General features: G+C 66.9%; 20 protein-coding genes, 1 tRNA gene and 1 pseudogene. 8 read left to right on the top strand and 14 right to left on the bottom strand.

Annotation, left to right across the window (positions count from 1 at the left end):
• Positions 1-157: 157 nt before the first annotated feature.
• Genes GLP40_RS01215 through GLP40_RS33510 form a run of 7 tightly spaced genes read right to left on the bottom strand, consistent with a single transcriptional unit; the run spans position 158 to position 8,336 of the window.
• Positions 158-1,168 (bottom strand): DUF5914 domain-containing protein, encoded by a 1,011-nt coding sequence (locus GLP40_RS01215; RefSeq protein ID WP_154785936.1) that lies wholly within the window; start codon positions 1,166-1,168, stop codon positions 158-160.
• Entirely contained in the window at positions 1,165-2,754 is a 1,590-nt protein-coding gene (locus GLP40_RS01220; protein WP_154785937.1) for an FAD-dependent oxidoreductase, read from the bottom strand. The genes GLP40_RS01215 and GLP40_RS01220 overlap by 4 nt, the downstream gene beginning before the upstream one ends.
• Positions 2,751-3,077, bottom strand: coding sequence for a lycopene cyclase domain-containing protein (locus GLP40_RS01225; protein ID WP_328289553.1), 327 nt, complete (start codon positions 3,075-3,077; stop codon positions 2,751-2,753). Before GLP40_RS01225 ends, GLP40_RS01220 begins: the two co-directional genes overlap by 4 nt.
• A gap of 5 nt (positions 3,078-3,082) precedes the next feature.
• Positions 3,083-3,424 carry a lycopene cyclase domain-containing protein gene (locus GLP40_RS01230; RefSeq protein ID WP_154785939.1) on the bottom strand — a complete coding sequence of 114 codons (342 nt, stop codon included), beginning with the start codon at positions 3,422-3,424 and terminating at the stop codon, positions 3,083-3,085.
• A 48-nt stretch (positions 3,425-3,472) separates the two neighbouring features.
• On the bottom strand, positions 3,473-4,417 hold the full coding sequence (locus GLP40_RS01235; RefSeq protein WP_154785940.1) for a phytoene/squalene synthase family protein: 945 nt from the start codon (positions 4,415-4,417) through the stop codon (positions 3,473-3,475).
• Positions 4,414-5,946, bottom strand: coding sequence for a phytoene desaturase family protein (gene crtI / locus GLP40_RS01240; protein ID WP_154785941.1), 1,533 nt, complete (start codon positions 5,944-5,946; stop codon positions 4,414-4,416). Before crtI ends, GLP40_RS01235 begins: the two co-directional genes overlap by 4 nt.
• Before the next feature lie 11 nt (positions 5,947-5,957).
• A complete protein-coding gene (locus tag GLP40_RS33510) occupies positions 5,958-8,336 on the bottom strand; it encodes a polyprenyl synthetase family protein (RefSeq protein WP_230329140.1) in 2,379 nt (792 codons plus the stop codon).
• Between the two features lie 818 nt (positions 8,337-9,154).
• On the opposite strand from GLP40_RS33510, the gene GLP40_RS01255 reads away from it, so the two are divergent.
• The 3 genes from GLP40_RS01255 (at position 9,155) to GLP40_RS01265 (ending at position 12,432) form a co-directional block, all read left to right on the top strand.
• On the top strand, positions 9,155-9,772 hold the full coding sequence (locus tag GLP40_RS01255) for a lipocalin family protein (RefSeq protein WP_154785942.1): 618 nt from the start codon (positions 9,155-9,157) through the stop codon (positions 9,770-9,772).
• A 455-nt stretch (positions 9,773-10,227) separates the two neighbouring features.
• Positions 10,228-10,698 (top strand): MarR family winged helix-turn-helix transcriptional regulator, encoded by a 471-nt coding sequence (locus GLP40_RS01260; RefSeq protein ID WP_328289554.1) that lies wholly within the window; start codon positions 10,228-10,230, stop codon positions 10,696-10,698.
• Between the two features lie 108 nt (positions 10,699-10,806).
• Positions 10,807-12,432, top strand: a complete 1,626-nt coding sequence (locus GLP40_RS01265; RefSeq protein ID WP_154785943.1) for a carboxylesterase/lipase family protein — start codon at positions 10,807-10,809, stop codon at positions 12,430-12,432.
• A 73-nt stretch (positions 12,433-12,505) separates the two neighbouring features.
• Here the strand turns inward: GLP40_RS01265 and GLP40_RS01270 are convergent, their stop codons facing one another.
• On the bottom strand, positions 12,506-14,032 hold the full coding sequence (locus GLP40_RS01270) for a flavin-containing monooxygenase (RefSeq protein WP_154785944.1): 1,527 nt from the start codon (positions 14,030-14,032) through the stop codon (positions 12,506-12,508).
• A 96-nt stretch (positions 14,033-14,128) separates the two neighbouring features.
• Positions 14,129-14,755, bottom strand: coding sequence for a TetR/AcrR family transcriptional regulator (locus GLP40_RS01275; RefSeq protein WP_154785945.1), 627 nt, complete (start codon positions 14,753-14,755; stop codon positions 14,129-14,131).
• A 148-nt stretch (positions 14,756-14,903) separates the two neighbouring features.
• Here GLP40_RS01275 and GLP40_RS01280 point away from each other — a divergent pair, with 148 nt between their 5' ends.
• The 4 genes from GLP40_RS01280 to GLP40_RS01295 all read left to right on the top strand — a co-directional run bounded on the left by GLP40_RS01280 (position 14,904) and on the right by GLP40_RS01295 (position 18,334).
• Complete coding sequence (locus tag GLP40_RS01280; RefSeq protein ID WP_154785946.1) at positions 14,904-15,887, top strand: alpha/beta hydrolase; 984 nt, start codon at positions 14,904-14,906, stop codon at positions 15,885-15,887.
• Between the two features lie 23 nt (positions 15,888-15,910).
• Positions 15,911-16,594 (top strand): hypothetical protein, encoded by a 684-nt coding sequence (locus GLP40_RS01285; RefSeq protein ID WP_154785947.1) that lies wholly within the window; start codon positions 15,911-15,913, stop codon positions 16,592-16,594.
• A complete protein-coding gene (locus GLP40_RS01290; RefSeq protein WP_154786335.1) occupies positions 16,594-17,397 on the top strand; it encodes an SDR family oxidoreductase in 804 nt (267 codons plus the stop codon). Before GLP40_RS01285 ends, GLP40_RS01290 begins: the two co-directional genes overlap by 1 nt.
• 94 nt (positions 17,398-17,491) lie before the next feature.
• Complete coding sequence (locus tag GLP40_RS01295) at positions 17,492-18,334, top strand: SDR family NAD(P)-dependent oxidoreductase (protein ID WP_154785948.1); 843 nt, start codon at positions 17,492-17,494, stop codon at positions 18,332-18,334.
• Between the two features lie 148 nt (positions 18,335-18,482).
• On the opposite strand, the gene GLP40_RS01300 is transcribed toward GLP40_RS01295, so the two are convergent.
• Positions 18,483-19,700, bottom strand: coding sequence for a helix-turn-helix domain-containing protein (locus GLP40_RS01300; protein WP_196054484.1), 1,218 nt, complete (start codon positions 19,698-19,700; stop codon positions 18,483-18,485).
• Between the two features lie 176 nt (positions 19,701-19,876).
• Here GLP40_RS01300 and GLP40_RS01305 point away from each other — a divergent pair, with 176 nt between their 5' ends.
• Positions 19,877-20,107, top strand: coding sequence for a hypothetical protein (locus GLP40_RS01305; RefSeq protein WP_154785950.1), 231 nt, complete (start codon positions 19,877-19,879; stop codon positions 20,105-20,107).
• Positions 20,108-20,744: 637 nt separating this feature from the next.
• Here the strand turns inward: GLP40_RS01305 and GLP40_RS01310 are convergent.
• The 4 genes and pseudogenes from GLP40_RS01310 to GLP40_RS01320 form a co-directional block, all read right to left on the bottom strand.
• Positions 20,745-21,380 carry a carbohydrate-binding protein gene (locus tag GLP40_RS01310; RefSeq protein ID WP_196054485.1) on the bottom strand — a complete coding sequence of 212 codons (636 nt, stop codon included), beginning with the start codon at positions 21,378-21,380 and terminating at the stop codon, positions 20,745-20,747.
• 229 nt (positions 21,381-21,609) lie between these two features.
• Positions 21,610-21,875: pseudogene (locus GLP40_RS33515) on the bottom strand (FAD-binding protein); the annotation flags it as partial.
• 727 nt (positions 21,876-22,602) lie between these two features.
• Positions 22,603-22,675: transfer RNA gene (locus tag GLP40_RS01315), tRNA-Arg, on the bottom strand.
• 245 nt (positions 22,676-22,920) lie between these two features.
• Positions 22,921-24,390, bottom strand: a complete 1,470-nt coding sequence (locus GLP40_RS01320) for a flavin-containing monooxygenase (RefSeq protein WP_154786337.1) — start codon at positions 24,388-24,390, stop codon at positions 22,921-22,923.
• Positions 24,391-24,653 lie beyond the last annotated feature (263 nt).

Consider the following 24,653-nt stretch of genomic DNA (forward strand, 5'->3'; position numbering starts at 1 on the left):
CGGAAAGGTCGGCGACGGCGTCCTCGGCCGCAGATTCGTGGCTGGGGGGGCGCCGAGGGCCGGCCTCGGCATTCGGGTGATCCTCCTGGCCGACGGGGTCTACCGCCCAGGTGCGCGGTGAAGATCAGGTGCAGCGGGACCGGTGCGAGCCCGAGGGCTATCGATGCTCAGTGCGCAGGTGATATCGGCGTTCGGCATAGGCCAGATCATCGCGCCACAGGCGTGCTGAGGCGTGATTCATCAGTGGGCGTAGCGCCGGCAGTATTCGGTGCGCATACCGGAACCCCGGCCGGTTCGACGTCGCTACGACCGCTTCGATCACCGCGGTGCGTGCTCGGCCATCGGAACCGAAACCTATTGGGGTGGTGTGGGTTTCCACCACACTTCCGGCTCCTTCTCCGGAGACGACGCGCATCACGATGGTGCGGGGGTCGGGGCAGGTGAACTCGGCCTCGACCGGTACCCCGAGCCCGCGCGCGACCCGGAAGGTCACGGTGAGCACGAAGCGGTGGTTTTCCTCGGTGATCCCCTCGCGCGGCGGCGTCTGTGTCACGTCCAAACGTGCGAACGAATGTGGATGAAACCAGGAGCCGTGCCATGGATCGAGCCGGTTGGCGATGATGTCGCGCGGCTCGCAGACTCCGGTCAGACAGGTCACCGCGTGCACCGTGGTGTCGGCGGGGCGCGGGGCGAGGAAGGGGGTGTCGGTCGGGTTTTCCCTTCCGACGGCGTCCAGTCGTACCCAGGCCAGAATGCCGTCGTCGTAACTGGGGAACGGACACCATCGGGAGCCACCTGTCGTGGCGCCGACCCGCAGGCCGTGCCAGCGACAGATCAGCGCGTCGTGCTCGATGGCCGCCGTGGCCAGCGGCGCGCCCAGATGCGGGCATGCTCCGGGGCCGATGTGCAGGTGGTCATGTTCATCGCGCCATGCCACGACCTCGACCCCGGCGACGGTGGTGCCGAGTGGGCGGTCGCGGCGCACACTGCGGCTCGCGGCGAAGACGTACCAATTGCCGGAGGGCCGCCGCTGTGACCAGCGCAGCGCCGCCGCGATGAGGCCGGGATCCGCATCCTGGTAGGTGGGTCGCTGCTGTGACCATCGTTCCGGTGAAAACCGTTGTAGTGGAAAGGTCGGCAATTTCACGAATTCGGTGGGCTTTTTCATCGCAGTTGCCTGTCGCGAGTCGCGAGTGTACGCAGCATGGCCGATCGGCCGTGGCCGGGAACGGTCTGGAGGGTGTGCCCGGCGCCGCCCCACTGGCGCAGCAGGGTATTGGCCGCGATCCATCCGGTGGTCGCGGCGCGTTCCATCAGCGCCACCGGAAGATCGACGCGGATACCATCACCGGCGAGCACCAGCCGCGGGTGCGGTGTCGTCACACCGGGGCGGCGGGCGAAGTCGCCCGGCGCGAAACGCGGGCAATCCTGGCGCCACAAGACCGTCTCGCCGAGGACACGGGCGCCCGAGGTCTCGGGGTAGAGGTCGTGTAGTCGCGCCAGCAGCCGATCGCGGAGGTTCTGTCGCGTCGCCGCGGGTGGTGTCCGTTCCGCTACCGCGTATGCGTGCAGTTCCACGACGCTGCCGTTGTTTTCGCGCGCCCATGCCGTGGCCTGACGTTCGTATCGGTCGAGCACGCTGATGTTGTCGAGCGGATCCAGCCGGCCGGTGCCGAGGAAGCCGGGCCGATCGGCGCCTACCGGCCGGTCCAGCCACAGGCGATACACGGCGAAAGCCGGTGCGGTGCCCAATTCGGCTACCTGGATACGCCATGCGTCGTCACCGAGCGCCGGTGACGCGGCGACGATGCGGCGCAGCCCGGCGACATCGGCGGCCAATACCACGGCGTCGGCGGGCAGGCTGGCTCCGGTGTCGTCGACGACGGCGAAGCCGGCTGCCGTCGGCTCGACACGGTCGACCGTCACACCTGTGTGGAATCGGACCGTACCCGGTCGGCCCGGTACGTGGGCAGCGGTGAGATATTCCGCGAGCGGCTGCCACAGACCGACATCGAAATTCTCCCGCGCCACATCGAAGATCAGTCCTTCACTGGAGCCGAGGAAGTAGATATGGAACATCGTCGCCAGTTCCGCGGCGGACGTGTGCTCGGGCTCGGCGAAGAAGCTGCGCGAGAACACCTCGAAGGCCAAATGGCGGGCCGCGTCCGGAAAATTGATGTCGCGCAGGAAGGTGTGCGCGTCCATGTCATCGAGCCAGTGGTAGATCTGCGGCACCGAGACCGCTGCCAGCGGCGCCGCGGCGCGCGCATTGATGCGCAGCAGGTCGCCGAGTCGGAAGGTAGGGCTGCGCAGGGCGAAGGCGAGCGCGTTCCACGGCGGCGTGCGTGGCAGGCCGCGGAAGGTGTCGCGGTGGCCCTGGGCATCGATCAGCGGATAGTCGTCCATTCTGCGCAGACCGCGCAGTTCCGGATCACCGCGTGTCAAGAGCTTGCGCAGGTTGTAGTACTGGGCGAAAAAGGCGTGGAAGCCGCGATTCATGCCGACTCTGGTGCCATCGGCCCACTGTTCGGTCCAGCCGCCGACCCGCCCGCCCAGATACCGTTCCCGCTCGATGACCTCGACCTGGAATCCGCGTTCGGCCAGGCCGGTCGCGGCGGCCAGGCCCGCGATGCCCGCGCCGACCACGATCGCCCTCGGCTGTCGCCCGGTATCGCCGACGTCGAGCCGCCCGGGCGCGGCCGGATACTGCGCCCGCCGCGGATCGCGGCCGAGCCGGGAACCGTCCTGGTTCATCGGGGCGCACCTTCGCGTCGCTGCCGGGCCCGCTCCCAGGAGAGCAGCACCGATGTCACCAAAGCGAAACCGAACAAGAAGTCCTCCACCGGGATATCCCACGGGAATCGAAGTCCGAGAATGTGTTTCTGGTTGTACAGCACGATCGGCGCGTCGAGTCTGGACAGCCATCCATCCACCGGGATCTGGAACCCCAGCACGATCACCATCGTCAGCCAGTAGGCGGGCCGGCGGAACAGCCCCGTCCGCAGTACCGCGCACTCCGCGACACACACGATGACCACCGCCGTGGCCGCGGGCAGCGTGTAACCGATGCCGGCCACGCTCATCACCGCGGCCGAATCGGCCGCGCACCCGTGTGAACACGGCGGTCGAGCAGGGACTGGACCGCCACGAAGGTGAGCAGTCCGCACAGCGGAACGACCAGGAAGAACAGGAATTCCTCCACCGGCATTGCGCCGGGCAGCCGTACGCCCAGCAGGTAGCGCGGGGCGAAGGTCCAGACATCGGTCGCGATCGCCACCAGATCCCAGATCACGAAGGCGCCGATGGGCAGCAGGGTGGCCAGCAACAGCCGGGGTCTGCGGTAGACACCGGGACCGAGGAATTCCAACGGAGCGGTCGACACCAGGCAGACGCCCAGAACAAGCAGATAGTGCCAGCGGTCCATATGCGCTCCTTCAGCGATGTTCACGCGGATGCGGATGCGGGTGCCGGTTCATGGATCCTCGACGAGCTGTGCGGGCACGCTGCTGCGGCGTGCTCGCCACGCCCGCAACATGCCGAGGGTGCCGACCCGGATCCGCCGCCCGGTGCCGACGGTGGCGCGGCGGCCGAACACCTCGAAGTCGTTGTCCTCGATGCGGTCGAGGATCTCCGAGTACAGCAACAGTGCTGTCGTGACGCACGGCCGCGACCGCGGGGCCAACAGCGCGATCCCGCCCCGCGCGTATTCGTAGATATCCCTGGTGATCCGATGTTGCGCCGCGAGCGCGCGCCGCACCCTCGGCTCGACTCGGCGGTGTTGTCTGCACCAGGACAGCAGCTCCCGGTCCACCCCGTACGCGGCCAGTTCGTCCGCGGGCAGGTACACGCGGTCACGTGCCAGATCCTCATCGACATCACGGAGGAAGTTGGTCAGCTGGAAGGCCTTGCCGAGCGCGGCGGCGTACGGCGCCGCCGCCGCATCCACAACACCGAGAATCGGCAACAACTGCAGCCCGATCACCTCCGCCGAGCCGTAGACATACCGATCCAGCGCCGTGCGGTCGGGATAGTCGGTGATGCGTAGATCCATCCGCATCGAGGCCAGAAAGGCGTCGAACAGCCGATCGGGTATGCGGTACATCCCCGCGGTGTGCAGAACCGCTGCGAGCACGGGATCGCCGGCGGCGTCGGCGGTGGCGAATTGCCTTGCCAGCCTATCCAATCGAGCTTCTCGGTCGACCGTGGTCAGTCGTGGATCGCGCTGGTCCACTATGTCGTCCGCACGCCGGGCGAAGCCGTACAGCGCGTGCACCGCGGGGCGCTGATCGGGCGCGAGCAGGCGAGTGGCGAGGAAGAAGGTCCTGCCGTGCTCGGCATTGAGCTCGCGGCAGCGCTGGTATGACTGCCGCAGAGCGGGATCGGTGATGCCGGCGGCGTCGAGTTCGGCGCGCGTCATCGCGTGGTCCGATCGGCGAAGGACCGCCGCGGCGGCAGGGCGGGGCCGGCGCCGAATCCTGGGCCGGTTATCCGATCTGCCGCAAGGCGTCCCGAGATGAGCACCGGCGGAATCCCTACACCGGGCACAGTCGACCCGCCCGCCAGAACCGCGTTCTCGATCCCGCGAATCATGTTGGCAGGCCGGAAGGGGCCGGTCTGTCCAAAGGTGTGCGCCAACGCGAAAGGACTCCCCGCGAGCATGTCCTGCCGTGCCCAGTCGGCCGGAGTGACCACCCTCAGCAGTTCCATGCCGCGCAACGGCCGCGGACCCAGCCTGCGCTGCGCGATATCGAGCAGGCGATCCGCGTACACTGTCCCGCTACGTTCCCAATTGATTTCTCCCCGAGCAAGATTCGGTGCCGGAGCCAGGATGTAGAGCAGATCACGTCCCTGCGGCGCCAGGCTCGCATCGGTCACGGTGGGCCGGGTGACCAGCAGCGAGGGATCGGACATGACCCGGCCCTTCTCGATGATGTCGCGAAAGACGCTGTGCCAGGCGGCGCCGAACAGCAGGCAGTGGTGCGAGGTCTCCGCTAGGTGATCGACCGCGACGTGTAATACGACCGCGGACGGCGCGGGACGCACCGCGATCGGGCGGCGGGAGCGGTGCCCGAGCAACTGGTGACTTCGATGTCGTTCGGTCGTCAATACCACCGCGTCACAACCGATTCGCTCGCCCTGATCGGTGTGCACGGCGGTCACCCGGTCACCGGAGCGCGCCAATTCGGTCACCGCGGCGCCGTAGCGGAATCGCACGCCGGCCGCCGTCGCGGCGGCCGCGAGCGCATCGGGTAGTGCCCGCATTCCGCCGCGCGGGAAATAGACGCCGGAGATGGTGTCCATGTAGGCGATCACCGCGTACGCGGCCAGGGCTCGATCAGGTGCGACGCCGGCGTACAACGATTGAAAGGTGAAGACCCGCCGCAGATCGGGGTCGGTGACGAACTGGGCGACTTTGCGATCCCAGCGGCGCAGGCCTCCCAGCGCGGCGAGCCGGGCCAGCGCAGGGGTCAGCATGGACAGCGGGGAGTCGAAGTTCGCCGCGATGAACCGATCGAACTCGGCCGCGTACAGCCGGCCCAGCCAGTCGCGCAATCTGCGGTAGCCCGCGGCCTGAGTGGCGCCGGCGAACTCGGTGACCGCCTGCACCATCGACTCTTCGTGGCTGTGGACATCCAGGGTGCGCCCATCGGCGAAGGCCGCGTGATAGGCCGGGTTGACGGGAAGCAGATCGAGCCTGTCCCGCGCGCGCTCCCCCACCGCGTCGAAGACATCATCGATCAGCTCCGGCATGGTCAGCACCGTCGGTCCGGTATCGATGCGGTAGCCGTCGAGATCGAGCCTGCCCATCCGCCCGCCCGGCACGACTTCGCGCTCGACCACGGTTACCGTGCGGCCCCGGCCCGCCAGGTGCAGCGCGGCGGACAGGCCGGCCAGTCCGGCGCCGACGACCACGACATGATCGGTGCGTCCTACGACGGTGCGCATCGTCCTCCTCGTCACAGCTGCCGTGCCGTGCATAGCAGCGCCATATGCTCCAGTGCCGAGCGGCGCGCATCATCCAGCGCCAGCTCACGAACCACATCGATGGCCGCGTCGACCCGATCGGCGATCATCGCCTCGATGCGTTCGGGTGCGCCCGATGCGGCGATCAACGTCCGGCATCGGGCGACGGCCACGGTGTCGAGCACGGGCAGGTTCATCAGCTCCGAAAGCTCGAGCCGGGTGGTGGCATCGGCCATCTCCAGCGCGGCGATGACGACACTGGTCGCTTTGCGTTGGACGAGGTCGCTGTCCTGCGGCTTGCCGGTGATCGCGGCGGAGCCGAATATCCCGAGCAGATCGTCGCGCAGTTGGAACGCCTCACCGATGCGGGATCCATAGTGCCCCAACATATTCAGAGTCCGATCGGGACAACCCGCCAAGGATGCGCCCAGTTCGAGCGGTCGGCGGACGGTGTAGTTGCCCGACTTCGCGCGGGCGATGGCGAGCACCGATTCCAGCGTCGGCCCGCTGCGCGCGTCATTGGACAGGTCCGCGAACTGGCCGGCCGCCAGTTCGATCCGCATCGCGTCGTACCTGGGCCACAGGCGAGTCAGCGCGTCCGCCGCGACTCCGCTCTCCCGCAGCATCTGCTCGGCCCAGACCAAGCACATGTCGCCGAGCAGGGTCGCGGCCGACGCGCCGAAGCGCGGCGCGGAGCCCGGCGCACCGTTGGCGCGGTAGTGCTCGCACAGCCGCAGATGGGCCGCCCTCTCGCCACGCCGCAGCACCGCATCGTCCATGACGTCGTCCTGCAGCAGGGCGAACGCGTGCAGCAATTCCAGGCTGGCCGACGCGCGCAACGCGGCCGGATCGGGGTCACGGCCACACAGCCAGCCCAGATACATGAAGGTCGAGCGCAGGCATTTTCCACCTGAGGCGTATTGCCGTAATACCTCGTCCACACCCGCCGCGCTCAACGCGGTGACACGGAGGGCCTCTTGCACGAACGCGTCGACTTCGTCGAGTACCCGGCGCCGGACATCGGCGCACCAACGTTCGAGGCTCGCCGTCGCCGACGCCGCGGTCGTATCGGGGAGCGGCAGCGATGCGGAAAATGCGGTGCTCATCGTGGCACTCCTTGCTCGGTAGCCGGTGCGCCGACCTCGCTGTGCGGGTGGCGCCGGGCTCGGGGTCACCTCCGCCAGCACGGCCGCGATCGTCTCGAACGGCGAACGAGCTACCATGGCCGCGGCCAAACGTTTTGCCGCAGTGCGGAATTCGCTGGACTGCACTCGATCGACGGCCGTGGCGATCGCGGCGGGCCGGGGTCTTGCGGTACCGAGGTCGATGCCCGCGCCGGTGTAGGCCACCCTGGCGGCGACCTCCGGTTTGTCGGCGGTATCGCCGGCGACGACGAGCGGCACGCCGTAGCCGAGCGCCTGTTGCACTCCGCCGTAACCGCCATTGGTGACCATCACATCGACCAACGGCAACAGCTTCGCGTATGGCACGAAGTCGGTCACATGCGCATTCGCGGGTACCGGACCGATCGCGGCGCGCGAACCACCGGTACATGCCACTATCACGACATCGTCGCGACCGCCCAGCGCGGACAAGGTCGGTCGGAGCAACTGCGCGTAGTCACTGTTGTTCCAGGTTCCCTGGGTGACGTGGACAACGGTCTTGCCGCTGTGCAGCGCGCTCCACCAGTCCGGCAGTGCGATATCGGCGGGTGCGGTTATCGGAATCGGTCCGGTGAACACGACCGTGGACGGCAGATCGCTGCGCGGATACTCGAATTCGGGCACGGTGAACTGCAGCAAACGATCGGCGAGCACGGGCCAGTCCAGCAGGGGCACCGGCGTGTTCTGCACACCCAACTCGCGCAGGACAGCGTTGAGCCGAATCAGTTCGCTGCGGAACAACACCCGATGCACGAACCGGTTCATCGTCGTGTAATCCCGGCCCGGTCTCGGCTGCCAGCCGAGCCCGAACGGCGGGCAGTCCCGGCTCGCCGCCATCAGCGGAACCACGCCGCAGGCGAGCACCGGAGGACGTGATCTCCCGGACAACAGCAATGGAATGGCCCCGGTGTACATCACATCGACCAGTACGGCGTCGAAGACCGCGCGACCCAGCTCCGCTGTCAGGGCACTGTATTGGGGCACGATCGGGTCCAGAAAGCTCGACCGTATCTCCACGCGGCCGGTGCTCCACCGCCGCATCGGATCCGGCACCCAGCCACGCCCCGGATCCGATGGCGTCACTCTCGCCGACGAGGGCAATGCCGCAACCCGGACATCCTGCATACGAATGGCTTCCTGAAACACCGAATCGGTGAGCAGGCACACCTCATGCCCGCGCCGCCGTAGATCGGCCGCGACAACCGCCATCGGTGCCACATGACCGGGTATGGGCGCCGCCGCTAGTAGATATCGAGCCACGCCGACATTCCTTCGCCGCTCTCTCGCCGCACATGACGGGTTCTCACCTGGTCGATCCGCACACTCCGGCACGCGACAGCCGGCTGCCGCATAGCCCGAACGCACTCGGGAACACATAGGCGAGGCGAACCCACATCCACTCCCATCCGAGGGTGAACAGCGACCATTCTACAAACAAACGACGCAAAAACGATGCAAATTTCCGTGGAGCCCAAGCCGAGCTGTCCCGACTTGCAGGAGGGACCTTCGGCGCTCGATATCCGGTTCTGCTCGACTCCCGAACCGCGCGGCCCGGACGGTGTGACACCGCGCGCGGAGTCACACCGAATTCCGCCCTAGGCAACGCGAACTTCAGGGGTCGAATCACCTAACCCTGCTACGGCAGGCTGGTGTCCGACCACGAACCGCTAACGCCGATACGAGGTCGGAACCTTGAACGTTCAGCTGCAACGTTACTCTCGACGATGCTGGTTTCTCGGTCGCGGAGCCGGGGTGTCGATACGAGGGCTCGAGACATCCTTGGCCGTTGTGCGGCGAAAGATGCTTGTCCGGGCTTGGCTGCGGTCAGCGACATGCCGAGGCCCGTATACTGTCGTCGCCGCACCCGTGGGTGCGGGGCAGACCACCTATCTGCATTCATCGTTCTGAGACCTGCGTGCTGAACCTGCGAGTGAACGACTCAGATATGCATTGATTGCGCATCGTTACGGGCTACCGTGTCGAGCATGCCATCGCCAACATATCTGGTCCGTACCAGAGGAGTCCGCATGACATCACATCGTGTGCTTCGCTGCATCCTCGGCCTCGTGGCCGGAGTGATCTCCACCTTCGCGCTGCTGCCCGCGGGTAGCAGCGCCGCCGCACCGCGGCCGGTCGACGGTCCCGCGCCGGTCGAATCGCTCGACCTGAACCAATACCTGGGCACCTGGAATCAGCTCGCCGCCGTCCCGCAGTTCTTCAATCTTCAATGCGCTCGCGATACCCGCGCTGACTACACCTTGGACCCGCAGGGCAACGTCGCCGTATACAACTCGTGCACAACCTGGTCCGGCGATCGCAACGAGATCCGCGGTACCGCGAAGGTCAACGATCCGGTGACTCGCGCGCAGTTCCACGTCAGCTTCCCGAGCGTCCCCGGTCAAGGCCAGCTCGACGGGCCGACGAACTACATCGTCACCGCGCTCGGCCCCGACTACTCGTGGGCGCTGGTCACCGATCCGACTAGACTCTCCGGTTTCGTCTTGGCTCGCAGCCCGGCGCTCGACGCCCCGACCTGGGATCGAGTGCGTGAAGCCATCACCGCGGCGGGCCAAACCCCCTGCATGTACCTGACCTCACCGGTAACCGGCGGACAGACCGATCTGGCTCCACTGTGCTTGCGATGAGCGCAACCTCGATCGCCCTGTTCGCCCGCGACCCGCGAGTGTCCGGCAACGCTTCAGGGCAAGGCGCGTAATCCGTTTGTAGGCAACGGGTCTCGTGCGTCCGGGTATGACAATGCCCCGATCCCCGCCGTAGATCGGGGCACCGTCGTATCCATCGAAGGTCCGAGGAAGCGGACCTGGAGTGAACTTCGACTGCTGTTGTGCATCGCCGGGCGGCCTCGACAGAAAGAAGGGGCATGCGATATCGGTCTGCCGGTCGCATCGCGACGGCATCTGCGATGGCGTGAAATCGTCGGTGCTGGACGGCGTTCCGGTAGCCGGAAGGACGTGAGGCAGGCCCGGACGCGGTTCGTGGTACAGCATTGTCGGTGTGAGCGCGAAGCGATTGCCGCGGATTTAATTTTGCAGGAAAAGTAATCACGGATGGTCGCGTATCGCAGGGGCAGAATGACTGCGTGGACACCCGCACCGGCCGGCCCGAATCGACGGCGACGACCCCGCCCGAGGCGCAGCTCAGTACTCTCCTCGGACCGCTGCGGCGGGCGGTCCTGCGGCGGACGCGCACCGCGGAGGGGCTGCCCGACCTGCCGGAAGCCCAGATCGAGCTGCTGCGACTCCTGGTCGCGACGGGTGGCCTCGCTCCGAGTCGAGCGGCCGCCGAACTCAAAGTGGCGCAGTCCACCATCAGCAACCTCATTCGGGCCATGACGGCGGCCGGCCTCATCGAGCGCCGCCCTCTGCCGTCGGACGGGCGCGGGGCGCTACTCGTGGCATCGACGCGGGCGCGGCAGCTTCTCGATCGATATGACCGGGCCAGCGCCGCCGTGCTGCGCGAAACCCTGCGCGGGCTGCCTGTCGCTGATCGGCGCGCGCTGCAAGCCGCACTCCCCGCGCTGCAACGCTTGCTGGTGGCCTTGAGCGAATAGTCCACGCGCAGTGGATATTCGGCGATCTCGACCGAAAGTCGCCCGGGTGCGCTATGGGTCGTTTAGAGTACTTTTGCTTCAAAAGTATATTGACCGTGGGAGTTACGCATGCGGATCGCCACAGACGACTCCACGCGCCGCCGGCGCATGGCGTGGTTGTACTCGATAGCGGCCGTGATCAGCCTCATCATCCTGTCGGCACCGGCCGGCGCGGCACCCGCCGACGCCCCCGCGGACCTGATCGCGACCGTCACCGCGGGCGCCATCCGCGGCATCCACGCCGACGGCATACAGGAATATCTCGGAGTGCCGTTCGCGGCGTCGACGGCGGGCGCCGACCGGTTCGCGCCCCCACGGCCGGCGCCACAATGGACCGGCATTCGCCCGGCGGCCACTCACAGCCCCCAATGCCCGCAATCGCCTCCGTTGCCCAATGTTCCTGCGCTGCAACCGTCTAGCGAAGACTGCCTGACCATCGACCTGTACGTGCCCGAGCACACCGCCGGCGCCAACCTGCCTGTCATGGTGTGGCTCTATGGCGGCGCGTTCGTTCTGGGATCCAATGCCCAATACGACTCTCCCGCTCGACTTGTCCGCGAGGGACAGGTCATCGTCGCTATCCCGAACTATCGCGTGGGACCCTTCGGATTTCTCGCGCTGCCCGAACTGGCTGCCGACAACGGTGGAATCACCGGCACCTACGGCACTCTCGATCAGCAAGCCGCGCTGCGCTGGATCCGAGACAACGCGACCGTCTTCGGCGGAGATCCGGGAAACGTCACCCTATTCGGCGAATCCGCCGGCGGCATGAGCGTCTGCACCCAGCTCGCCTCGCCCTCGTCGCGCGGTCTCTACGCCAAAGCCATTGTCGAGAGCGGTTCCTGCGCTCGCAGTCCGCTGACCCCGCCCACCAAGGAGGTCGCCTATCAGCGATCGGCCGACTACGCCGCCAGCATCGGCTGCGGTGACCCCGCGACCCGGCTGCGATGCCTGCGCGAGTCTCCCGTCGATCAGCTATTGAGTTCCCCGACAACGACATTGAACACGATGGACGTCGCATGGAGCCCCGTCAGGGACGAGGTCGTGGTGACGTCCGGCCCGGAAGACGCCCTGGCGAACGACGCTGCCCAGGGTGTCCCGTTGATCGTCGGCAGTAACGCCGGAGAAGGCGCGACCTTCATCGCGCTGCTCGACTACGCGCGGGGCGTCACGCCCGCCGCCGCGGACTACGCGCCCTGGGCGCAGACCCTGTTCAACGACGACAGTGCTCGAATCCTCGACCGGTATCCATTGTCCGACTTCGTTTCCCCCGCCGCGGCCAAGGCGCAGGTGATCACCGACGGGTTCTTCGCATGCCCGGCTTTGTTCACCGCGGAGGCGGCGCGTCGCGGTGGCGCGCGGGTGTGGCAGTACCAGTTCAACGACGCGCCGCTGGGATGGAATCCATTGCTGCCAGGAGCCTTCCACGGTGCGGAGGTCCCGTATGTCTTCTCCGCGCTGATGGGGGTGAACATTCCGCTGCCGCCGGCCGCCGACCTGCTGTCTCGGCGCATCCAGCAGAGCTGGGCACAGTTCGCGCACACCGGCAACCCGGAGATTCCCGCCTTCGCGCCCTGGCCATCCGACACATCGGACGCCACGCTCGAACTCGGCAGCGACCATGTCACCCTCGGCGACTCGTTCTCCCAGCAACACCACTGCGACCTGTGGTCGGATATCGACCACATCGGATAGCGAAGAGACCGGATCGAGAAGCCGAGGCCCGGCCCGAACCCCGCGCGATCCCGCGCGGCGGGAAGTCTGATTCCTAGTTGTAGGTGTAGTCGTCGAGGGGGAAATTGCGGCTGGTCCACCAGGCTTGCAGTCCGGTGGTGGGGCGCAGGGAGCTGAAATCGCCGTGGTGGTCGAAGTAGTAGCTGTTGGCGGGGGCGCAGTTGCTGATGGCGAGCAGTGAGCTCTGGGCGCGGGCGCGCACGAATTCCAGGAAGCGAGCGTTGGCTTCGGGACGCACGGCCACCCGGTCGGCGCCGCGGCGCTCGGCTTCGCGCAGGACCCGGATGATGTGATTGGCCTGAGTCTCGACCATGATGTGGTACGAGCCGCCCGACCAGGAATAGGGACCGAACAGCGAGAAGGCATTGGGCAATTGGGGAAGGCTGACGCCTTCGTAGGACTGCAGGGCTTCGGTTTCGAAGAATTCCGCGAGGTCGAATCCGTCGCAGGTCCCCACCGGGGAGATCCGGTAGTTGATCGGTTCGTGAGCGAAGTGGAAGCCGGTGGCCAGGACGAGGACGTCCAAGCGGTGCTCGGCGCCGTCGGCGGTGCGGATGCCGGTGGGGGTGATGCGATCGATGGAATCGGTGACGAGACTGACGTTGTCGCGGGTGAACGTGCGGTACCAGGCATTGGACACGCTGGGTCGTTTGCAGCCGAAGTCGTAGTCGGGGGTGAGCTTTTCACGCAGTTCGGGGTCGCGGACCTGAGCGAACAGCAGTGCGCGGCTGGTGGCGGAGAGCCCGCGCGCCAGTGGTACGACCGATTTGCCGTAGGCGGCCACCGCGACGAGCAGGACTTCGACCTGCGCGGTGAAGGCCAGCCGTAGCGCGGTCTGGGCGCCGGGGACGGTGGCGATCACGCGCTGCACCGGGCCCGGGACGGGGACATCGAGTTTGGGCAGTACGTGGATGGGGCGGCGCTGGAAGACGGTGAGGTGTGCCGCCGTTTCGGCGACTTTCGGGACCAGTTGCACAGCGCTGGCGCCGGTGCCGATGACTCCGACCCGTCGAGCCGTCAGGTCCAGGTCGTGGTCCCAGTGCTGGGACTGCATGACGATGCCGGTGAAATCCTCGAGTCCCGGGATGGCGGGAGTGCGGGGATTGACGAAGGGTCCGAGAGCGCTGATGACGTAGCGGCTGGTGAACTCGCCGTGGTTGGTGCGCACATGCCACACCCGCTCGTCTTCGGACCAGCGGCGTTCGAGCACCTCGGTGCCGAGTTCGATGTGCCGCGCGATGTCGTATTTCTCGACGCAGTGGTCGAGATACCGCTTGATCTCCTCCCCCTTGGGAAACAGTCGCGACCAGCCGGGGTTCTTCTCGAACGAGTACTGGTAGCTGAAGGAAGGCACATCGGCGCCGACCCCGGGATAGACGTTGTCGCGCCAGACGCCGCCGATGTCGTCCCCGCGCTCGAGCACGGTGAAGTTGTCGATTCCATTGCGGCGCAAGGTGATCGCCATTCCGATGCCGGCTATTCCAGCACCGACGATCACAAGATGCCTGTCCGGGAGAGCGCGCTGGTCACGCTGCTGCGTTGCGGTGGGTTCGGCGGTCATCGGCGAGTCCTTCCAGGGGGCAGCAAGCGGTAACGCTCGCTTCATCATGAAGCGCATGTTTCAACTTGTCGCCGGTCCTGTCAAGACCCAACGCGCTCAGTCGTGCTGCCGCACCGCCTCGAGCTGGGCGAATACCAACGCCACCGCGGCGGTGGCCAGGCGCTCGCGGCTGACCCCGAGTCGCCCGTCGACCCATTCGAGATACACCGACACGAGGCTGCCGCTCAGGGCGGCGGCCGCGATCGCGAGGTCTTCGTCATCGGTGGGCACGATCGTGTCGGCTTCGGCGCCGAGTATCGGGATGAGCATTCGCAGGAACGTCGGGGCGCGGTCAGCGCTGTGTCGGCGCAGGGTGTCGTCGCCGAGCGGTTCGCGCAGCAGGATGCGCGCACGTCCGGGATCTTCCTCGAAGTATCGCGCGCAGATCTCGAAGATCTCCCGGATCGCCGCGCGCAACCCTCCGGCGGTGTGGACGCCGCGCATGCGCTCGAACAGCCGCGACTCGACTCTGTCGTACACCGCGATGACGAGATCTTCACGGCTGTCGAAGGTTTCGTAGAAGTAGCGCGGACTGAGATTGGTCTGCCGCATCACCGCACGGGTGGTCACCGCCGACACCCCGCCGGTGCCGAGCAGTTCCTCGCCCACATCCAGCATCTGTTCGCGACGGTCGAGCGAGCGATCCTTCAGGGTTTGCCCACGCCACAGCTTCGGAGAGCTCATGGGGCGATCCTCTCATTCCGGCGCCGAGCCCGCGGACGCCCGAGCCGCTATTGACATCGGTCGTTTCAACATGAAACGCTCGCTTCATCTTCTTCATCCGACTGGAACCACCACTGTCCGGACCGGATTTCTCAGAGAGGTGACTCCCATGCCCCCCGTTCCACGTCACCATTTCGGCTCCGGCTCGCGTCGCCCCAGCTTGCGCTCGCGGGTGGCCACTGCCGCGGTGCGTGAGCTGGTGCGACCGGCGCTGCGCCATGTGCCGATCTCTCCACTCGCGATACGCGTGGGCGGGCTGGTCGACCTCGGGGCGCGGATGCTGCCGGTCCGCACCCCCGTTCGGGTCGAGGCTGTGACAAGGGAATCGGTGCGCTGTGAGATCGTGCGCGCCGCCGGGGTGCCGGACGGCTTCGGCGCCGGCGCGGTGCTGTATTTCCACGGCGGCGGTTTCGTCGCCGGGGGCTTGCACACTCACCGCCGGTTCGTCGCCGAGCTGTCGCGGGCCACGGGGCTGCCAGTCGTGCAGGTGCGCTACCGCTATCTGCCCGAGGCCACGGTTCCGGAGTCGGTGCGCGACTGCCTGGCGGCCTACCGGTGGCTACTCGAACATGGCGCCGACAGCGAATCGGTTGTCTTCGCCGGGGATTCGGCGGGCGGCTTCCTGACGATGAGCACCGCGCTCGCCGTCGGCGGCGAGCAACTGCCCGCACCAGCGGCGGTGGTCGCGATCAGCCCCTGGCTCGACCTCGACCTGGACGCCAAACTCGCACACCGAAACGCGATGACCGAGGCGTATCTGCCCACCGCGGCCTTCACCCGCATCGCCGAACTGGGGTGTACCCGCGACGGCCGCATCGATACGAGGCTGTCGCCGGTGAACGGCGACCTGAGCGTACTGCCCTCGACCCTGCTGACCGCCTGCGACGACGAGTTCCTGCGCCTGGATTCCGATGTCATGGCCGCCGCCCTCGACGCGGCAGGCGTGCGGTGCGAGCTGCACATCTGGTACGGCCAGATCCACGCCTTCCCGGTGGTGTTCCCCTACCTGCCCGAAAGCAGGCAACTCACCGCGGAAATCGCCCGCTTCATTCGCGAGCACGTCCGCTCCGCGGCCTCCTCGGCAGCGGCCTGACCCTTTCAGAAAGGAAATCCTCGATGACTACCAAAACCTCGCCTCGCCGCGGCGCCGACGCCGACGCCGCGAGCAAACAACCGACCTCCCTGCTCGGTGAACTGCGTGAGCTGGCCGGTTCGGCACCGGCGCGCGCCGGTGCGGCGTGTTGGGACTATCTGCGCGTGGCGGCCGAGGCCGACGACCGTGACCTATTGGCGGCTCTGTTCGCCCAGGGCACGGCCCCGCAGTTGGACGGCGACTACGAGGGGTTGATCGCGAGCAAGCTGTTCGGCATTCCCGAAGCGGCTCTGCTCAATCCGGTGGTCGCTGTCGAACCGGGGTGGGTGGGCAAGAGTTTCGACGCCACCACCGCGACCGGGTACAACCGCCTCAACCGCATCGCCTATCTCGCATTACGGGCCGCGGTGCCGCGGTATAGCGGCTGGGTCCGCACGGGCGCGGTCTACCAGGGTTTCCGCTTCTCCTATCGCGTGGAACGCGCCGCCCTGGCACCGTTCGTTCAGGTCGCGGCGGTCACCTACACCGATCCCGCGCTCGGCAATCCCAGCTCGAAGATCGTGCCCATCGAGCGGGTTCGGGACGAACTGGTCGAACTGGTGCCGGGGGTGTATCTGGGCCGCGCGCTGATGAGTTCGCGAACCGGCGAGATCCGCGTCATCGGCTACTTCGGGCTGCGCGCACCGCTGCGGGAGGTGAACCGGTGATGCGGCTCGAAGGCACGGTCGCCTGCGTCACCGGCGGGGCACGCGGGATCGGTCGTGCCACCGCCATCGCGCTCGCCGCCCGCGGCGCTCAGGTCTGGATCGGCGATATCGACCTACCCGCGGCCGAGGCGACCGCAGCCGAGATCAGCGGACACGCCGCGCATCTCGATGTCACCGATCCCGGCAGCTTCGCCGAATTCCTGAACGCGGCCACCGCGACCGGCCCCGTTGACGTACTGGTCAACAATGCGGGCATCATGCGCCTGGCGCCCTTCCTCGACCTGGACCTGGCCGGACACCACCGCGAGATCGCCATCAACGTCGGCGGGGTGATCAACGGCATGAGCCTGGCACTGCCCGGGATGGTCACGCGCGGCCGCGGCCACATCGTCAATGTCGCCTCCATGGCCGCCAAGGTCACCACCCCGGGCGCGGCGGTCTACTGCGCCTCCAAATTCGCCGTCGGCGCGCTGTCCCGCGCGGTCCGCGCCGAACTCGACGGCACCGGCGTCACCATCACCACCGTGATGCCCGCCGCCGTCCACACCGAACTGACCTCGGGGATGAATCTGAAACTGCAACCGACCCTGCAACCCGCGGAAGTGGGCGAAGCGATCGCCGATACCGTGCGCCACCGGCGCGCCGAGGTGGCCATCCCACGATGGCTCGCTCCCATGGGCACCGTCGAACAAGGCATTCCCGAAACGGTCCTGCGCGCGGTCAAACGCCAGTTCGTCGGTCGCGAACCCGGCCAGTACGACCAGCAGCAGCGCAGCGCCTACCTCAACCGCATCGAAGGATGACTCCTGCCGGTCGGTGCGGCCATCCCGGTTCCGCACCGGCCGATGGCGAGCGCCTGCCACTTCCTCGTACCCACCGAATCCCGACCGGAGAACCATGTCCGAGCATTACCGCGGCCGCGTCGCCGTCGTCACCGGCGCCGCATCAGGAATGGGCCGCAGCCTCGCGGTCGAACTCGCCCGCCGCGGCGCGAGCCTGGCACTGTGTGACCTCGACGCCGACGGTCTCGCCGAGACCGCCGCCCGATGCCGCGCCTACGGGGCCGAGGTCGAGACGGCCGTCCTCGACGTCGCCGAATACGAGCAGATGCTGAGCTTCGCCGATACCGTCATCGCACGATTCGGGACCGTGCACGACGTATTCAACAACGCCGGAATCGGTTTCGTCGGCGCGGTAGAGAACAGCGACATCAAGGACCTCTCCCGCGTCCTCGACGTCGACTACTGGGGTGTCGTGCACGGCACCAAAGCGTTCCTCCCGCACCTGATCGCCTCCGGAGCCGGCCGCATCGCCAACACCTCGAGCATTTTCGGCCTGTTCGCCGTCCCCACTCAAAGTGCCTACAACGCAGCCAAATTCGCCGTGCGTGGCTTCACCGAATCGCTGCGCCAAGAGATGCTCGCCGCCGGGCACCCGGTCACAGTGTCCAGCGTGCACCCCGGCGGCGTGCGCACCGCCATCGCGACGAAGGCCACCGGCACCAATCTCGACGAACTCGAGCACCTCGTCCACCTGTTCGACCGCCTCGCCCGCACCAGCCCCGAGAAGGCGGCCCGCGTCATCCTCGACGGAACCGCACAAGGCAAAGCCAAGATCCTCGTCGGCGCCGACGCCTACCTGGCCGACATCCTCGTCCGCATCCTCGGCTCGTCCTACCAGCGAGTCCTCGCAGCCCTCGCGACCCGGTATTTCACGCCCGCCACAAGCCCTCGCCGCTGAGCCGATCCACCAAGCCATGCCGAGGCTTCGCAACCGTCGACCGGTTCCAGCTGGAACTGCTCGACGAACGCGGTACGGGCGAAGTCTCTCGGTGTGAATTGGATGCACGCACAGGATGACCCCGGCTGTGGTCGTTCTGTATCCGAGGTCAGGCGGGGAGGACGCCGACCCGCTGTGCCAGTTTCCCGAGGTCGCCGGTCGTCAGGTTCCGCTTGGCGGTGCGCATCATGTGGCCGACCAGTTCGCGCACGGGCGGCATGGTTCGAACATGCTGGGGCGCAGCATGTTCGGCCCGCAGCAGGGCATACAGCGACTCGCGGTAATTTTTCCGCATGGCGTGCGCCTTGCCGATTTCCACGAAGTACTGAGCCCGCCGCCCTTCGTTGGGCAGATCCCCGGGCGAGAGCGTGGACGCGAGCGCGAGCACCTGACCGGGCTCCCGCCGCTCCATGGCCGCGCTCATCCGCCACAGCGCGACATTGGCCGGTCCGAACGACTCATTGCGCGCGACCGACGTATTCGGCTTCGCGTCAGCGAGCCTGTCCGCCTGCTCCGCAGCCTCGGCCAGGTGCGGCTCCGGGTCGGCACCCATCGTCGCCGCGACCATCGAGGCGTGAAGGTGCAACATCCCGTATGTCTCGATCTCGCCGACCGTGCGGACCTCGGCGGCGATCTTCTCCGCCGTACCGACGGTCGTCGCCAGCGCAGCGGGCAACGCGCCGGGGCGGGACAACAGGATCTGGCCTCGGCTGAACGCGGCGGCGGCGATCGGCGCAGCGGCGCCAACATGGTTCGCGGCACGCTGCGCCTCCTGCGCCGCGTTCCAGGCCAGCGCGTGATAACCCCGCGCCCGCAGCGCCGACGCGACGCCGTAGGCGATGGTGCCGAGGACGTCCCAGGCCCGCTCCGCGTGATCGTCATCGACGTCGCGGACATGCCGGTAGGCGTCGGCCAGCATCGGCACGAGCATCGGGCCGAGCGTCGCGTAATCGCAGTCGTTGCGGAGCTTGGTGGCTGTGCGGGAGGCGGCGGCGAGTTCGTCCAAGGTGCGCGGAGGGCGGGTATCGGTGACGTTGCCCTGTGCCCATAGGACCGTCTCCAGATTCGGTACCGCTGTGTGGAATTCGGCGGTGGAGGGATCGAGCCGATCCTGTTCGTGCCCGGTCAGATCCCCCAGAGTGACGCCCAACGCCCCCGCCAGCGCCAGTAGCGTGCGCCGCGAATCCACTGGGCGCTCACCGTTTTCGTACTTCGCGATGGCTCCACGGGACAGGCCGGTCCGGTCGGCGAGCACCTGCTGAGAAATCCCCCGCCGCATCCGGACCGCGCGGACCTGCTGGCCGATGTATCGGTCTTCGCTGCTCATGTGCGCTCCCTCGGTGGCACTGACAAGGCACATGTTACGTGCCTTGTCCCAGGGTGGGACGAACTCAGCCGGCCGGGCTGCCAGGCTCCGATACAGCCCCGTCGCCGGGTCGATTCCGTGCCCATCGGCTCCCCGGCGGCGGGTGCGTACCAAGGCCATCAGGGAGGCGGTGCGAGATGGATGACGAGGTTCGGCGGACGGAGGCGGAGGTCCATTACCTCCAGCACTCGGATGGCTCTTGGTCTCTGATCGGCGGCGACGGGTGGCCGATGGACCCGAGGGCTTATCTGGCTCAGCTCGTGGAGTCGGGGGCCGATGTGTCTGCCCTGACGACGCTGGGTCTGACCGTGATCGCCGTCGAGCGTCTCTCGGTTACTGACACGGAGCACCGGAGGGAACTGGAGTGAACGACGGGTGGGTGGCGATCGGGTGGGCAGCGGTGTTCGGTCTGCCCTCGGCGGTGGGCCTGGCCGCGATCTTTTGGCCGCCGCCACGGCCGCCGAAAGACCGTACAGTACAAGCGATTCGGCCGCAGATCGAGCGCGAGGGCAAGAGTCGCTACGGGCGGCGCGAATGACGCGCCGTCACCTTGCGCCGAACATGCCGGCGGCTGGCCGTGATCAGGGGCTCAGCCTGGTCGTCAGCGGCCGTGACATCCGAATGGAGTGGGCGTTGCCGCCGCGCGGTTGACCATCGCTCTGAAACGTCACGCGGCCCTGGACCCGAGCCCGGCGCACCGCTCGACGAGCGCCGGGCCTGCGGTGACTGTGGTCATTTGCCCGCGGTGTTCGACGATGCCCCGTCCAATAGTGCAACACGACCAACAGCGACAGATACCCAGATGGCAGGCCGAGCTGTACTTCGACGTCTAAATAGAAGTAGCGCAACGTTTCTCACCGAAGCCGCAGTCGCCTCGCGACCGGGGCTTCGGCCATTTCCGGGCGGATCGCATTGCATGGTGCGGTGAACACCCGCGACCTGGTCAGCTGAACCAGCACACCCCGAACCCTCCCGCTTCCCTGTCGCGTGAGGACTTTAGGCGTCCTAGATCTTTTGCCAGAGCGCCGGGGTATTCGGTGGGGTCCAGTCCGGAGCGTCCGCGGTATGCGCCTGAATGCAGCGGTACTGGGACCCGTTGTAGGACACCACGTCACCGACGTTGTACTGGACGCCCTGCTGCCAGGCGGCGGGCGCCGGGGCGGTTGTAGTCGGCGGCGGAGTAGTTGTAGTCGGCGGCGGAGTAGTCGTGGTGGGCGGCGGAGTAGTCGTGGTGGGCGGCGGAGTGGTCGTGGGGGTGCCGCCGCAGCCGGACGCGTCCGCCACGGTGACGGTGCTGCGGGTGGTACCCCAGACCGAGCCGTCCTTGAAGGTGACGTTGGCGGTCAGCTCGTGGCTGCCGACAACGGTCGGAATCCACTGGATGACCGGATCGATTCCATTCACGACCACTACGCTGCCGATCGTCGGCTGCTGCGGGGTCTGTTGCGCGAAGTCGATGAGCTCCACCCGGGCGGCGTCGGCGGTCAGCCCGCCCGACGAGAACGACACCAGATAGGCGGTGTTTACGCAGTGGGTGGCCCCCGGAACTGTCGGGGGCGCAGGGATTTCCGCGACCGCCATACCCGCGGTGAGCGCCGCGGCCGCACTCAACGCCGTGAATGACCCGATTCCGAACCCCACCCGAGTAAACCATGAATGTTTCACTTTATACTCCTACCGTACCTCACACTGCCAACGCAGCGCTTCGGCAAGCTAACAACAATTCTCCTGTGCAACAGGATATTTCACACCAATGTGACCTACGTTACGTACGGCGACCGACTGGGTCCAGAGAACCTCACAATGCAGAGGTTGCTCACAGCACGCGCGAGGAGCAGGCCCGGAACAGCTCCGCCTCCGCACCGTCCGGATGGTTCTTGCCGTGGATGTCGGAGGCGATCGCACCGCCCACGGTGACCTATCGGGTTCCGGCAATAACGGAACCCACAAGCCCTGGGGCAGAACGATTCTCATCAGTATGTCGAGCCTGACTCAGGCATCGACGTCGACGATCCCGGTGTCGGGATCGATGTTGTGGATGCGGTCGAAGTCGGTCATGTCGACGACCAGGCCGCCACCGTTCTGCGCCGGATCGCCCTAGCTGCGCCTCAATCCGCGGCCGATGACCCCGCGTGCGCCCACCGTGTCTTTGGGCCGCCGTCGATCTCACGTTCTAGGTCGTTGCTCATTCGGCGCCGAACCTATTGGCATGCCCGTGAGCTGGCTAGTAAGAGACTGGTGCCAGGATCGGATCGGTACGGCCAGTTGATCTTCCGATGCCCGCGCTGGCTGGTTCGGTCAGCGCGGTATGCGGCCATTACGAGACTGGTATCAGGATCATGCGGTGACCACCCTCATGTCAGGGATTCGACACTCATCCGATTGATCGGCGAGCTGCTACACCACTCTGGCGGACGCAACCGCGGGGCCGGCATGGCCTTTGCTCAGCATCCGCTGGCCCGCGAGCGCTGAACGGCGGGTGCTGGTGCGCCGACAGGCTACTGAGAAGCCCGCCGATCACCGGGATCGAGCTTGCGCTCCCCGTGCCTTGGCCAGCGCCAGGGCTGCAACTGGCCCCCGACGGCGCCGTCTGGACAACCTGTACCGGGAGATCTCCTATCGAATACCCGCCATCCGCTGCGTGCACCACCGTCGTCAATTCATTCCGCCCGGATTGGCGGTCTCGCAGGGCGCTTTGGTGCTCGCGGTGCAGCGGATGCTCGGTCACCACAAGCCCGGCACGTGTATGCGGACTTATTCGATGACGACCTTGACGAAGTCGCGAGCCGATTGGACTACGCCCGTATCGAGTTCGCCGCTGCGTACCCGAGGAGGATCAGGTCTCTGACCTGCGCCGAAAGTGTGCCCTCGGCAGGATTCGAACCTGCGACACCCGCTTTAGGAGAGCGGTGCTCTATCCCCTGAGCTACGAGGGCTGAACTGGCCGGTGTAAAGGGATACCGGCCTGGACGTCGGGGAGTCTACCTGGTTGGGCTGCCGGGGGCCGCATTCGTTGGGCGGAATGGGGTGATGGGCGGGTCGGTGGGAGGATCGGGCGTTGCCATTCGGTGTCGACGGCGGTCGGGTGGTCGGCCCCGAGGGGCAGCTGAGGAGGCCGGCGCTGCAAGCGCCGGTCTCGATCTGCTCCATGGCGACGTCTATGCCGATGATCTCCTCGAGCCTATCGGCCCGCGGCCTGGCCCCGGTCATAGTCCGATGGCGCGAATTTGGCTGTCTTCCAGCGGAAGAGCAGGGTTGCGCCGGGCCAGTTGTTGGTGATTCGGCCCGAGGCGTTGCGGTACCAGCTGGAGCAGAAATTCCAGGGGGTGTCCTTCAGTCGGCGTTGCAGCCAGTCGTCCCATGACTGCTCGGCCTCCGGTCGCGCCGACAGGAACTCACCGGGGCGGTCGGAGAGGTACTCGATCACCTGGCGGATGTAGCGGGACTGGGCCTCGAGCATGTAGACGATCGAGCCCGAGCCGACATTGGTGTTGGGGCCGTACATCATGAACAGGTTGGGGAAGCCCGGCACCGACATGCCGAGGAAGGCACGGGCGCCTTCGGGGGACCACTCGTCGGCGAGCTTGCGGCCCTGCAGCCCATAGATGTTCATCGGGGCGAGAAATTCGGTGCCCTTGAAGCCGGTGCCGTAGATGATCACGTCGACCGGGTGCTCGACGCCGTCGGTGGTGCGAATTCCGTTGGGCGTCACCGCTTCGATGGCGGTGGTCTCCACCGTGACATTGTCCTGTGCCAGCGCGGGGAAGTACTCGTTGGAGAACAGTCCGCGCTTGCAGCCGGCCTCGTAATCCGGAGTCAGCTTGGCGCGCAACGCCTCATCCGGGACCTGCTTGTCGCGGTGGCGGTCCGCGATGGCGATCACCGGGTACTTGATGGCGGGAATGTCGGTGAGCGCCAAGGCCATTACCTCAAAGAAGGTCCAGATGGCGAACCGCTCGGCCAGCCGGGTGACCGGCACGTACTTGAACAGTGCGTGGTGCAGCGGGGTGTACTCGGTGTCGAATTTGGGCAGCACCCAGGCGGCCGAGCGCTGGAACAGGGTGAGGTGCTCGACCTTGGGCTGGATGGCCGGAACGTATTGAACGGCACTGGCTCCCGTGCCGATGCAGGCCACCCGTTTGCCGGTGAGATCCACCGAGTGATCCCATTCGGCGGAGTGGAAGGCCGCGCCGGTGAAGGTGTCGATGCCCGGCAGGTTCGGCATGGCGGGGCGGGAGAGCTGCCCGACCGCGGGGATGAGCACGTCGGCCAGATGGGTGGCGCCGTCGGCGGTTCGCACCCGCCAGACGCCGCCCTGCTCGTCGAATTCCGCGTCCACCACCTCGGCGCCGAACTCGATCTTGGACGGCAGGTCGTACTTCTCGGCGACGTCGCGCATGTACGCGTGGATGTCGGCCTGCTGCGAGAACCGGCGCGGCCAGTCGGATTTGGGCTCGAACGACCACGAGTACAGCGGCGACGGCACATCGCACGCGGCGCCCGGGTAGGTGTTCTCGCGCCAGACGCCGCCCAGGTCGGCGGCCTTCTCCAGGATGGTGAAATTGGTCAGGCCGTGGCGCTGCAATTCCAGCGCCATGCCCAGTCCGGCGAATCCTGCGCCGATGATCAAAATGGACGGCTCTCGCTGCATATCAGCAACAGTAGGGGTGTCGTCGCTGGTCATGAAGACATCGTCGGACATCGAATCCATATTTTCGGCCACTGCGCGGGAGTGGGCCCGGATTCAGCCCCTGTGATCATGTGAGCATCCCCCTCACCACCCGCTGTCCGGGCCAGTGAGCACTGTCTGACCTGCATTGCTGTCCTCGACTGGACAGTCGGGTGTCGGACTCAATATATTCACGGAAGTTATTGCTCCAATTTGCTTGTCCTGGTTAGTGATTGGCTATTCTG

The sequence above is a fragment of the Nocardia aurantiaca genome (assembly GCF_009708175.1).
GTDB lineage: Bacteria > Actinomycetota > Actinomycetes > Mycobacteriales > Mycobacteriaceae > Nocardia > Nocardia aurantiaca.